A 12401-nucleotide genomic window follows, 5' to 3' on the forward strand; every position below is an offset into this window, starting at 1 on the left:
CCGGTCGCGTGCCAGAGTCACGTACATGCTGATCAGGGACGCAGAGGACAAGGACTGGGCGCAGATCTGGCCGTTCTGGCGGCAGATCGTCGGGTCCCGCGAAACGTACGCCTGGGACCCGAAGACCCCCGAGGCGCTTGCCCGGACCCTGTGGATGGGTCCGGGCAAGCGTGCGTATGTCGCCGAGGTGGACGGCGCTGTTGTCGGCTCGGCCTACGTCGCGCCGAACTACGGTGGTCCCGCCGCCGGCATCGCCAACGCGGGATTCATGATCGACCCCGCCCTGGGCGGCCGCGGCATGGTGTTCAACGCGGTCGTCGAGACCAACCCCGCCGTCGGCCTGTGGACCTCCCTCGGCTTCACGATCCTGGGCACGGTCCCGGACGCGTACGAGCACGCCCGGCACGGCCGGGTGGGGCTGAACATCATGTACCGCGCGCTGTGACGCGCCGACTCCCGACGGTGCCACGTCCCCGGAGACCGGTTTCGCGCCTTCTTCGCACGCGCTGACAGACGGCCGTTTTCGGACATTCGTTGCGGGTGCCGCTCTGGGCCCGGTGCCGATGAGCGGTCATCGGATCACTCTCTCAACTACCGCCTCTGCGCGGCCCATTGACGCGCTCACAGACCCCTACCATCATCAGACCTCCGATGAATGCCCAGCCTTGAGCCGCATCAGGGAGTGCTGAGTATGAGTTCGTACCCAAGACGCCAGGTCCTCGGGACGGCCGCAGCCGTGGCAGCCGCCGCCGCAGTGCCGCTCGCCGCCGCCGGTCCGGCGGCCGCGTCCGACGCGGCGGCCACCGCCCGGACCGCGTCCGCGGATGCCGACTGGGGGCCTGTCCCCGACCCGGTGCCCGTACCGCTCGACGCCCATTTCGACAACGACGGCGTCGACACCTCGGCCGCCCGTGGAGGCGACTTCGACGGCAGCGGCTACACCTTCCCCGGGGAGGAACTTCCCGCAGGGCCCGTCGAACTCGACGGGATCGCCTATGTCTTCCCGTCCTCGGCGGCGGGCGCGAAGAACAACGTCGTGGCCATGGGGCAGCGCGTCGACCTCCCCAAGGGCCGTTACCTGTCCGCCCTGTTCCTCACCGCGGGCAGCTACGGCAACGCGTCCGGCAGCGCGACCGTCCACTACGCCGACGGCTCCACCACGAGCGCCGGACTCGGCGGCGCCGACTGGTACTCCTCCGGCGGCCCGCTCTCCGCCGCCTACCGTTACAAGCCCGACGGCACCAAGGACACCAGCCGCGTCGGCATCGGCACCAGCGAGATCCCCCTCGACCCGCAGCGCGAGGCCGTCGCGATCACCCTGCCGAAGCTCAACCCGGCCGAGGCGAACAAGACCGCCCTGCACGTCTTCGCGCTGTCGCTCCAGCCGGCCGCGCAGGGCCGGGCGCTGGCGCTGCGCGACGCGCACTCCACGTTCTCGCTCCTGGAGTCCACCGGCGCGCAGAGCGTCGAGGCGACCGTCGTGAACGCGGGCACCGTCGGCATCGTCACCGCCGACGCCCTCACCGTCAGCGTCGACGTGCCCGGCGCGCGCACCGTCGAGCCCGCCCGCGTCAGGCGCCTCGCCCCCGGTGAGCAGGCCCGCGTCCGCGTCGGCATCCGCAACCGCGCGGGCACCGCGCCCGGCACCGTCCAGGACGGCAAGGTCGTCGCCACGGGGCGCGGACACCAGGCCGCGGCCAGCTCCGGGAAGCTCACGCTCGGTGTACCCGACTACGAGCCGACCGACGCGTCGCTCTCCGGCCACCAGGCCCCGTACTGGTTCCACTCCGCGAAGTTCGGCATCTTCATCCACTGGGGCGTCTACTCGGTGCCCGCGTGGGCGCCGGTCGGCAAGCAGTACGCCGAGTGGTACTGGGATCAGATGCAGGACCCGAACAACCCGACGTACGCCCACCACAAGGCCACGTACGGCGAGGACTTCGCGTACGACGACTTCATCCCGATGTTCACCGCGAAGAAGTGGGACCCGCGCGCGTGGGTCGAGCTGTTCCGGGACGCGGGCGCCCAGTACCACGTCCTCACGTCCAAGCACCACGAGGGCTTCGCGCTCTGGGACACCAAGCTGTCGGACCGCAACTCCGTGAAGATGGGGCCCAAGCGGGACATCATCAAGGAGCTCTTCGCCGCGTCCCGCCGCTATACCCCCGAGCTGCACCGCGGTCTGTACTTCTCGATGCCCGAGTGGTTCAACCCCGACAATCCGTGGATGGGGCACGCCCCGCGCAACCCCTACACCCTGGAGCCCGTCCCCTACACCGGCTACACGTCCGGCAAGGACTACGTGAAGGGCTTCCAGGCCCCGCAGATGCTGGAACTGATCCACGACTACGACCCGCAGCTCCTGTGGTGCGACATCGGCGGTGTCAACGACTCGCGCAACGTCCTCGCCGAGTTCTTCAACCACGGCAAGAACCGCCCGAAGCCGTACGAGGTCGCCGTCAACAACCGTTCCGGGATCGGCTTCCACGACTTCACGACACCCGAGTACACGACGTACGACAACACCGTCGTCGCCAAGTGGGAGTCGAGTCGCGGGCTCGACCCGTACAGCTACGGCTACAACGCCGAGACGCCCGACGACCGCTACATGAGCACCGAAGAGGTCGTGCACAGCCTCGTCGACATCGTGTCGAAGAACGGCAACTTCCTCCTCGACATCGGGCCGCGCGCCGACGGCACCATCCCGGAGATCATGCAGACCCGGCTGCGCGAGACGGGCCACTGGCTCAAGACCAACGGTGAGGCCATCTACGACACCACCTACTGGTCCCGGATGGCGCAGCTCGGCGAGGACCTGCGGTTCACGGTCAGGCCGAACAAGGCGTTCTACATCCACTCGCTCGCCGAGCCGGGCGCGACGCTCACGGTTGAGGCAGCGGTGCCGGTCAGGTCCGGGGACAAGGTCACGATGCTCGGCTACGACCGTCCGCTGAACTGGCGTACCACGGGCGGGTCGTTCGTCGTGGATGTGCCGGCGGCGGCACGCGCGGCGGGCGAGCACGTGTGGGTGTTCAAGGTGGAGTGGAAGGGCTGAGACGTGACGGGGTGAACCCGTGAGTGAGCGGCGGCGGGCGGGTGCGGGGTCCGTCCGCCGCCCGTCGTGCGTTCGGTAGCTCAGTCCTCTGATTCATCCGATGAGTTCTACGAGATGTCCAAGTAATCGCAAGGAACGATCCATTGACACTCCCTCCGGAGGGCTTGAATCATCGGACCTCATGACGGATCCGAGCTCCAAGATCGCGCCCCGGCGACGCAGACACCGACTGATCGGCACCGTAGCGGCGTTCCTCCTGCTTGCGGCACCGGCCCCCCTGGCGCGGGCGGCACCCCAGGACCCCATGCCCCGGACCTTGCCGAGCCTTGCCAACTGGACGTCAGGGCACGGTACTTACTCCTACGGTCCCGGCGCCCGCCTGGTCGCGCACGACGCCGCCTCGCGCCGCGTCGCCACCACCCTCGCCGATGACCTGCACGCCGCGGGCAAGGGCACCGTGCCGGTCACCGGCGGTCCGTCCCGCGCCGGCGACATCGTGGTCGATGTCGAGCCGTCACGGAGCGGATCCCTGGGCGCCGAGGGCTACGAACTCCGCGCCGCACAGCGGCTCGAGATCACCGGAGCGGCCGAGGCCGGAGCCTTCTACGGCACCCGCACCCTCCTCCAGCTTCTCGCCCAGGGCGACCAGGTGCCGGCCGGACGCACCGTCGACGTACCCCGGTACAAGGAACGCGGCGTCGGCGTCTGCGCCTGCTATGTGCACATCTCCACGGACTGGATGGAGAACCTGGTGCGCGACATGGCGTACCACAAGCTCAACCAGCTGCTCGTCGAGCTGAAGGTGAAGAGCGACCGGCACCCCGAGGCCAACACCTGGGGCTACTACTCCAAGAGCGAGATCCGCCGCCTCGTCGCGCTCGGCGAGAAGTACCACGTCACCATCGTTCCGGAGATCAACTCCCCGGGTCACATGGACCCCTGGATCGAGAACCGCCCCGACCTCCAGCTCACCGACTCCGACGGCAAGCCGCAGCCGTCCCGCCTCGACATCACCGCACCCGCGGCCTTCGACTACTACAAGAGCCTCATCGACGAGTACGGCGAGGTGTTCCCCGCCAAGTGGTGGCACATGGGCGCCGACGAGTACATGCTCGGTTCCGACTTCGCCAAGTACCCGCAGATCGACGCGTACGCGAAGAAGAAGTATGGCGAGAACGCCACGCCCCAGGACGCGTTCATCGACTTCGTCAACCGTGTCGATGAGTACGCCGCGAGCAAGGGCAAGCGGCTGCGCATCTGGAACGACGGCCTGACCGGCGCCAACACCGTCCCGGTGACGGCCGGCACGGCCATCGAGCACTGGCTCGGCGTCAAGGTGAAGCCCAGCGAGCTGATCGCACAGGGCTACCCTGTGATGAACGCCGCCTACGCCCTCTACCTCGTGCGCGGCGGCTTCCACACCGACACGCAGAAGCTCTACGACGAGCAGTGGGATCCGCGCAGCTTCGAGGGCGAGAAGCTCGCCTCCCGCGACGGCATCACCGGCGCCAAGATCAGCCTGTGGCCCGACAACGGGCGGGGCGAGACGGAGAACGAGGTCGCCGCTGCGGCCCGGCTGCCCCTGAGCCATATCGCGCAGGCGACGTGGAGCGACCCGCACCCCGACGCGACGTACGCCGGCTTCACCGCACGGGCCGAGGCCGTCGGCCGGGCACCGGGACAGCGGGACCTGACCCGGCCGCCCGTCTCCGACGGCACGTACACCCTCGCCGACACGCGCCACCGCACTCAGGCCGCAGGCTTCGAGCTCACCCGCACCCCGGACGGCTATCTCACCCTCAAGTCCACCGCGACCGGGAGCTGCCTGGAGACCCGCAGCGGAAGGCTCACCCTCAACGTGCCACTGCAGCCCGGATCGGCGGTCACGCAGGAGACCTGCGACGCGAAGAGCACCCTTCAGCGCTGGCAGGTGTCCTGCGCCGGCGGTGGCTACGTGCTCACCAACGCCATCACGCGCATGACGCTCAACGCGACATCCGACGGACGTCTGGTGCAGAACCCGCCCGACCAGCAGACCCCGACCATCTGGACGCTGACCCAGCGCTGAACCGGCGCTGTCCCGAAGGGATCCCACCCGCAGATGACCGTCAGCAGACGACTCTTCATGGCCGCCGCCGTGACCACTGCCGTGGCCGCGTCGAGCAACTCCCTCGCCCTGGCAGCGACCCGCACCACGGCGGAAGAACCCCACTACCGTATCCCCATCAGCACCGCGGATTCCCCGGAGGAACTGGTCGCCAAGGCCTCCCAGGTCCGCCCGACGAAGCGTCAGATCGCCTGGCAGAGCCTCGAGAAGACCGCCTTCCTGCACTTCGGCGTGAACACCTTCACCGGCCTCGAGTGGGGCACCGGCGACGAGGACCCGAACGTCTTCCAGCCGACAGGCCTCGACACCGACCAGTGGGCACGCGCGCTGCGCGACGGCGGATTCAAGCTCGCCATCCTCACGGTCAAGCACCACGACGGCTACGTCCTCTACCCGTCCCGCTACACCAAGCACAGCGTCGCGTCGAGCAGTTGGCGCGACGGCCGGGGCGACGTGCTGCGCTCCTTCGCCGACTCCATGCGCAAGTACGGCATCAAGGTCGGCGTCTACATCTCGCCCGCGGACGAGAACCAGTACCTCGACGGCGTCTACGCCAACGGCAGCAAGCGGTCCGCCCGCACCATCCCCACGCTCGTCGACGGCGACGACCGGGCAGGCAGCCACCCGCGCACGTTCACCCTCGACGCGACGGACTACGGCGCCCACATGCTCAACCAGCTCTACGAGGTGCTCACCGAGTACGGGCCCGTGGACGAGGTGTGGTTCGACGGCGCGCAGGGCCGCATCCCGCCGGAGAAGGTCGAGACGTACGACTGGGACAGCTGGTACGCGGTGATCCGCGCGCTCGCCCCCGGCGCCACCATGGCCGTGCGCGGACCGGACGTGCGCTGGGTGGGCAACGAGGGCGGGCTGGCGCGCGAGGACGAGTGGAGCGTCGTCCCGGTCAAGGACTCGGGCAACGGAAGCGTCGACTACGCCCTGCGGTACGACACGCCGGACCAGGGCAGCCGTGACGCGCTCGCGCAGTCGCGCTCCGTGGCCCAGTACCTCCAGTGGTGGCCCGCCGAGTGCGACGTGTCCATCAGGCCCGGCTGGTTCTACCACGCGGACCAACAGCCCAAGAGCGTCGACCAGTTGGCCGACATCTGGTTCCGGTCCGTGGGCCGCAACTCCGTGCTGCTGCTCAACATCCCGCCGGACACGGACGGCCTGTTGCCCGCGGCGGACGTGGCGCGGCTCGAGGAGTTCCGCGAGCGCATCGACCGCGAACTGCCCGAGGACCTGGCGGACGGCGCCCGTGTGCGCGACGACGGCGAGGGCACCCGCACCGTCGACCTGCGCACCGCCCGGGAGGTCGACCGGATCCGGCTAGCCGAGGACATCCGGCACGGCCAGCAGGTGGAGCAGTTCGTCGTCGAGGCCAAGACCGGCGGCGGCTGGACCGAGGTGGCGCGGGCCGGCACGATCGGCGCGAGCCGCGTCCTGGTCCTGCCGGCGCCGGTGACGGCCCGCGAGTGGCGCCTGCGGATCACGCAGACCCGCACCGGCCCGCACATCGCCCGGTTCGGGCTCTACCGCTCCCGGGTCTGAGGGCGGGGAACGGGACGTGGGGTGGCCCGCCGGACGCGGGCCGCCCCACGCGTGCGAGGATCGGCGGCATCGGTCCAGTGCGTTGCGTTTGCGTGTACGAGGCGGAACCTTGACATGCTCCCCCTCCTGAGGGGGATTCCTACGGCTCGCGTCGTGGGGTTTTCTGCTTCGTCGCCGACTGCCTGCCCGGAGTTCTCCGTTGAGGTCTTACACCAGCTCCACAGACTGTCACCGCCAGCCCGGCGGCCAGAAGGTTGCGTGCTGCGTTCACGTCCCGGTCGTGGGTCGTGCCGCAGTCACACGTCCAGATGCGGACGTTGAGCGGCATCGTGTCCTGCAAGGTGCCGCAGTGGGAGCACAGCTTGGACGAGGGGAAGAAGCGGTCGACCGCGATCACTTCCCGGCCGTACCAGGCGGCCTTGTACTCCAGCATGTTCCGGAAGTTCGACCACGCCGCATCCGAGATGGCGCGGGCAAGGCTCCGGTTCTTGACCATGTTGCGTACGGTCAGGTCCTCGATCACGATCGTTTGGTTTTCACGAACGAGACGAGTGGTCAGTTTGTGCAGGTGGTCGCGGCGACGGTCGGCGATCCTCGCGTAGATCTTGGCGACCTTGCGCCGGGCCTTGGCCCGGTTCGCACTGCACTGTTCCTTCTTCGCCATGCGGCGCTGAGCCTGGGCGAGGGCGGCACGGTCCTTGCGTTCGTGCCGGGGATTGGCGATCTTCTCCCCGGTGGACAGGGTCAGCAGGTGGTGTAGACCGACGTCGATTCCCACGGTCGAATCGGTAGCGGCAAGTGGCTTGACGGCCGGGTCCTCGCACAGCAGGGAGACGAACCAGCGCCCCGCGGCGTCCTGCGACACGGTCACCGTGGACGGGGACGCGCCCTCTGGCAGCGGGCGCGACCACACGATGTCCAGCGGCTGGGCCATCTTCGCCAGAGTCAGGCCACCGTCACGGAACCGGAAACCGCTGGTGGTGTACTCGGCGGATTTCCGCGACTTCTTCTTCGACTTGAAACGCGGATACCTTGCCCGCTGGGCGAAGAAGTTGGTGAACGCCGTCTGCAAGTGCCGCAGACACTGCTGGAGCGGCACGGAGGAAACCTCGTTGAGGAACGCCAATTCCCCGGTCTTCTTCCATGCGGTCAACATGGCCGACGTGGCGTTGTAGTTGACCCGCTCCTGCCGCGCCCACGCTTCGGAGCGGGCGGCAAGCGCGAGGTTGTAGACCTTGCGCACGCATCCGAACGTGCGCGACAGCTCGGCTGCCTGCGCATCGGTCGGGTAGAAGCGGTACTTGAACGCCCGCTTCACACACGTCGTGGCCACGCTCACAAACTAGTGTGACTGCCACATAAGACCAAACCTGCGGGTCAGAGCACGGTCTTTCGCCCTGGGAGCGAAAGACCACAACCTTGCCCTGCACCGCAGGAGTCCGTTTCCTCCCCTGCCTGAAGGCAGGGGTATCCACGGAGGAACCCGATGACTGCGGAAGACGTGACCCCGAAGGCCTGCTGCGCCGCGCGCCGCGAAGGCGGCGGCGATCCGCAGCCCGCACCCCTCGCCCCGACGGCCCGGCGCGCCTCCGGCAAGGGCATGGCGACCCTGCCCGGCGGCACGTTCCGCATGGGCAACGAGGACGACCGGGCCAACCCCGGCGACGGCGAGGGACCGGTCCGCGAGGTCACCGTCGGCCCCTTCCGGATCGACGAACACGCCGTCACGAACGCCCAGTTCGCGACGTTCGTCAAGGACACCGGCTTCGTGACCGCCGCCGAGCGGTTCGGCTGGTCGTACGTCTTCGCCGGCTTCCTCGACCCGCACGTCGCCCGCGCGGCGCCCGCCCCCGCCGGCACCCCCTGGTGGCGGGGCGTCGAGGGCGCGACCTGGCGCGCGCCCGAGGGACCGGGCTCCGGGATCGGGGACCGGTCGCGGCACCCCGTGATCCACGTCAGCTGGGACGACGCGAGCGCCTACGCCGCCTGGGCCGGCAAGCGGCTGCCGACCGAGGCCGAGTGGGAGTACGCGGCCCGCGGTGGACTCGACCAGGCCCGCTACCCATGGGGCGACGAGCTGACCCCGCGCGGCCACTGGCGCTGCAACATCTGGCAGGGCGAGTTCCCCGTGGTGAACACGGGCGAGGACGGCCACACCGGCACGGCGCCTGTCGACGCGTACCGGCCCAACGCCTACGGCCTCCACAACACCGTCGGCAATGTGTGGGAGTGGGTCGGCGACCGGTTCACCACTGACCACCCGGCGGCCCCGCTCACCGATCCGCGCGGTCCCGCCGAGGGTGACACACGTGTGATGCGCGGTGGCTCGTACATGTGCCACGACTCGTACTGCAACCGCTACCGCGTGGCCGCGCGCACCGCCAACACACCGGACTCCAGCAGCGGGAACTGCGGTTTCCGGTGTGCGGCGGACGTGTAGGAACCGGTTACTCGGCGGCGTACACCCGCTCGCCGCCCACGAACGTCTCCAGGACGCGCGTCGCGCCGATCTCTTCCGTGGGCGCCGCGAACGGGTCGCGGTCGAGGACCACCAGGTCGGCGAGGCGCCCCGCCGTGATCGAGCCGGTCACGTCGTCGAGGTGGTTCACGTACGCGCTGCCCGCGGTGTACGCAGTGAGCGCCGCGTCCAGTCCGATCCGCTGCTCCGGCAGGAACACCGGGGTGCCGGGCGCCGCGTCGGGCAGGACGCGGTTGACCGCGACATGGATGGCCTCGATCGGGTCCGGGCTGCTCACCGGCCAGTCGCTGCCGGCCGCGAGCGTCGCCCCCGAACGCTGAAGATCACCGAACGGGTACTGCCACGCGCTGCGCTCGGGGCCGAGGAACGGGATCGTCAGGTCGTCCATCTGCGGCTCGTGCGCCGCCCACAGCGCCTGCATGTTCGCCGTCGCGCCGAGCTCCCTGAACCGGCCGATGTCGTCGGGGTGGACCACCTGGAGATGGGCGAGGTGCGGGCGGGTGTCGGTGCGCCCGTTGGCGCGGCGCGCCGCTTCGACGGCGTCGAGTGCCTCGCGCACCGCCCGGTCGCCGAGGGCGTGGAAGTGCACCTGGAAGCCGCGCGCGTCCAGCTCGGTCACGTACTTCTGGAGGTCGAGCGGCGGGACGAAGCTGATGCCGCTGTTGTCGGAGGCGCAGCCGCAGCCGTCCAGGTAGGGGCCGAGGAGGGCCGCCGTGCCGTTCTCGGCCACGCCGTCCTGCATGATCTTCACCGTCGTGCAGCGTAGCCGCCCGCGCGTGCCGGCCGCGCGACGCGCCACGAGCTCGTCGATCTGCTCGGTGCCGCGCGAACGGTCCCACCACAGCGAGCCGACGACCCGCGCGGTGAGGCGCCCGTCCGCGGCGGTCGCGAGATACGCGTCCGTGGGGTCGGTGAGGTTGGCGTGCTCGCCGAGGAGGGCGTCCTGCCATGCGGTGACGCCGAGGGAGTGCATCAGCGCCTGGGCCCGCAGCAGGCCCGTGATCCTCTGTTCCAGCGTGACGGGGGGCAGCAGCCGTCCGATCAGGTTCGCCGCGCCCTCCTGGAGCATGCCGGTCGGCGCCCCGTCGGCGTCGCGCTCGATGCGGCCGTCGGCGGGGTCGGGGGTGCGGGCGTCGATCCCGGCGGCCTGCAGGGCACGGGAGTTGACCCAGGCGCCGTGGTGGTCGCGGTTGACGAGGTAGGCCGGGCGGTCGGGCACGAGGGAGTCGAGCTCGGCGGCCGTGGGCAGGCCGCCGGGGAACGCCTCCATCGACCAGCCGCCGCCGGTGATCCACTCGGTGTCGGGGTGCGCCTGCGTGTACGCGGCGATGCGGCGCCGGTACTCGTCGAGGGTCGTCGCGCCGCTCAGGTCGCACTGGCCGAGCTCCAGGCCACCGCCGACCGGATGCGCGTGCGCGTCCTGGAAGCCGGGGATGAGCAACTTGCCCTTCAGATCCACCACTTCGGTGGACGGGCCGACGAGTTCGCGTACCTCGTCGTGGCCCACGGCGACGATCCGCTCGCCGCGCACGGCCACCGAGGTCGCGCGCGACCGGGCGGGGGAGAGGGTGTGGACCGGGCCGCCGGTGAAGACCAGATCGGCGGGGGCGGTGTCGGGCATGGGACGTGACTCCTTGTGGTGAGGGGACGGGTGCTGGTCAGGAACGTTCGGCGGTCAGGGGGGCCGTCTCGGGAGCGGTGGCACCGCCCTTGACGAAGTACGGGGAGCGGCGCACGTACTTGGCGTACGCGGCCATCACCAGGCCGGACGCGACGATGGCGACCGGTACCGACAGCATGAACCACCCGTTGTCCGGGCTGAGTTCGAAGCGGTCGCTCATCGTCACGTACGAGCGGGCGAGGTAGACGCCGATTCCGAGGAGCGCGATGCCGCTGACCCCGGGTGCCACGACCGCGCGCAGCGCACCGGACAGCGGACCGCGCAGGGCGGCGCGGAAGCGGACCGCGCAGGCGAGCGCCGTCAGGCCGTAGTACAGGGCGACGACCAGGCCGATGGAGTTGACGGCGGCGAGGATCATCTCGTTGAGCTTGGGGATGGCCAGCGCGAGCACGGAGACCGCGGCGGAGATCGACATGATGAGGACCGTGCCGAGGGCCGGGGACTCGTAACGCGGGCTGACGCGGGTCCATATCTGGCCCATCGTGCGGTCGCGGCCCATGGCGAGGAGGCCGCGGGCCGTCGGGATGACGCTCGACTGGAGCGAGGCCACCGCGGAGAACATGAGCGCGAGCAGCGGCAGCGTCGCCCACGGCTCGTCGGCGAGCTTCGCGCCCAGATAGGTCAGGCCCTGCGGGCCCTGGGCGACCAGCTCGGGCAGGCTCATCTCGCGCTGGAAGGCCACGGCACCGTAGAGGAACATCGCGAGCATCGTGAACAGCGCGATGAAGCCGCCCCGGCCGGCGTCGCGCACGTTCTTCGTCTCCTCCGTGACGCTGAACGCCGCGTCCCAGCCCCAGAAGAAGAACACCGCGAGGACGAGGCCCTGGGCGAAGGCCGTGCCGTCGTGGATCGCGAAGGGGTTCAGCCACGACCACTGGAAGGCGTGGCTGCCCGAGACCAGGGCCCAGCCGCAGAACGCCAGCAGGACCGCGTACTCGAAGACGAGCAGCCAGGTCTGGAGCCGGGTGGCCTTGCGGACGCCGGTGATCGCCGTGTACGTCACGACGGCCAGGACCAGGAGGCCGACCACGGTGCTCAGGGCCGTCGAGTTCGGGTCCAGCGTGAGTCCGAGGGCGTGGTGCCAGCCGGCCTTGTTCGCGAACTGGAGGAAGACCGACCCGGTCACGGCGCTGGTGTACGCCATGAAGATGACCGTGCCGACCAGGGTGACCCAGCCCGTGATGAAGCCGGGCCACGGGCCGAGCGACTTGCCGACCCACACATAGCCGCTGCCCATGTTCGGCTCGGAGCGGTTGAGGCGGGCGTACGCGGAGGCGATGCCCAGGATCGGAAGGAACGCCACAAGCAGGATCGCCGGGGCCTGGAGGCCCACCGTCGCGGCGAGCGCACCCATGCCGATCCCGATGCTGGTGGTGGCCGCGGTACTGGACGCGGCGATGGCGACGCCGTCGACGACACCGAGGGAACGGCGCAGGCCAGGGGGTTCGCTGCTCATTCGGACACTCCTGAAACCGGAGGAGGGGAGGGAGGGTGCGATCAAACAGGCCTTGTCAATGTTGCGTCAATG

At 69.9% G+C, this 12401-nt stretch carries 8 protein-coding genes; 5 read left to right on the plus strand and 3 right to left on the minus strand.

Annotated features, from left to right (window positions below; translation table 11 throughout):
• Positions 1-25 precede the first annotated feature (25 nt).
• From ACWFR4_RS38005 to ACWFR4_RS38020, 4 genes are all read left to right on the plus strand, one after another.
• The gene (locus ACWFR4_RS38005) at positions 26-445 is read left to right on the plus strand and encodes an N-acetyltransferase family protein (protein ID WP_453656343.1); all 420 of its coding nucleotides are present in this window, start codon (positions 26-28) and stop codon (positions 443-445) included.
• A 246-nt stretch (positions 446-691) separates the two neighbouring features.
• Positions 692-3055 carry an alpha-L-fucosidase gene (locus tag ACWFR4_RS38010; protein ID WP_453656344.1) on the plus strand — a complete coding sequence of 788 codons (2364 nt, stop codon included), beginning with the start codon at positions 692-694 and terminating at the stop codon, positions 3053-3055.
• A 181-nt stretch (positions 3056-3236) separates the two neighbouring features.
• Positions 3237-5123, plus strand: a complete 1887-nt coding sequence (locus tag ACWFR4_RS38015; protein WP_453656345.1) for a family 20 glycosylhydrolase — start codon at positions 3237-3239, stop codon at positions 5121-5123.
• 33 nt (positions 5124-5156) lie between these two features.
• A complete protein-coding gene (locus ACWFR4_RS38020; RefSeq protein WP_453468467.1) occupies positions 5157-6713 on the plus strand; it encodes an alpha-L-fucosidase in 1557 nt (518 codons plus the stop codon).
• 139 nt (positions 6714-6852) lie between these two features.
• Here the strand turns inward: ACWFR4_RS38020 and ACWFR4_RS38025 are convergent, their stop codons facing one another.
• Complete coding sequence (locus ACWFR4_RS38025; RefSeq protein ID WP_453468468.1) at positions 6853-8046, minus strand: RNA-guided endonuclease InsQ/TnpB family protein; 1194 nt, start codon at positions 8044-8046, stop codon at positions 6853-6855.
• Between the two features lie 153 nt (positions 8047-8199).
• Here ACWFR4_RS38025 and ACWFR4_RS38030 point away from each other — a divergent pair, with 153 nt between their 5' ends.
• Positions 8200-9153 carry a formylglycine-generating enzyme family protein gene (locus tag ACWFR4_RS38030; RefSeq protein WP_453656346.1) on the plus strand — a complete coding sequence of 318 codons (954 nt, stop codon included), beginning with the start codon at positions 8200-8202 and terminating at the stop codon, positions 9151-9153.
• A 7-nt stretch (positions 9154-9160) separates the two neighbouring features.
• Here ACWFR4_RS38030 and ACWFR4_RS38035 read toward each other — a convergent pair whose 3' ends face one another.
• Positions 9161-10813, minus strand: a complete 1653-nt coding sequence (locus ACWFR4_RS38035; RefSeq protein ID WP_453468720.1) for an amidohydrolase — start codon at positions 10811-10813, stop codon at positions 9161-9163.
• A 37-nt stretch (positions 10814-10850) separates the two neighbouring features.
• Positions 10851-12329 (minus strand): APC family permease, encoded by a 1479-nt coding sequence (locus tag ACWFR4_RS38040; protein WP_453656347.1) that lies wholly within the window; start codon positions 12327-12329, stop codon positions 10851-10853.
• Positions 12330-12401 lie beyond the last annotated feature (72 nt).

This window comes from Streptomyces sp. NPDC055140 (assembly GCF_053607285.1).

What these genes read in the sequence shown, in the direction of transcription:
- ACWFR4_RS38005 (WP_453656343.1), top strand. Translation starts at nt 26, where the DNA reads ATGCTGATCAGGGACGCAGAGGACAAGGACTGGGCGCAGATCTGGCCG.
- ACWFR4_RS38010 (WP_453656344.1), top strand. Translation starts at nt 692, where the DNA reads ATGAGTTCGTACCCAAGACGCCAGGTCCTCGGGACGGCCGCAGCCGTG.
- ACWFR4_RS38015 (WP_453656345.1), top strand. Translation starts at nt 3,237, where the DNA reads ATGACGGATCCGAGCTCCAAGATCGCGCCCCGGCGACGCAGACACCGA.
- ACWFR4_RS38020 (WP_453468467.1), top strand. Translation starts at nt 5,157, where the DNA reads ATGACCGTCAGCAGACGACTCTTCATGGCCGCCGCCGTGACCACTGCC.
- ACWFR4_RS38030 (WP_453656346.1), top strand. Translation starts at nt 8,200, where the DNA reads ATGACTGCGGAAGACGTGACCCCGAAGGCCTGCTGCGCCGCGCGCCGC.
- ACWFR4_RS38035 (WP_453468720.1), bottom strand. Translation starts at nt 10,813, where the DNA reads ATGCCCGACACCGCCCCCGCCGATCTGGTCTTCACCGGCGGCCCGGTC.
- ACWFR4_RS38040 (WP_453656347.1), bottom strand. Translation starts at nt 12,329, where the DNA reads ATGAGCAGCGAACCCCCTGGCCTGCGCCGTTCCCTCGGTGTCGTCGAC.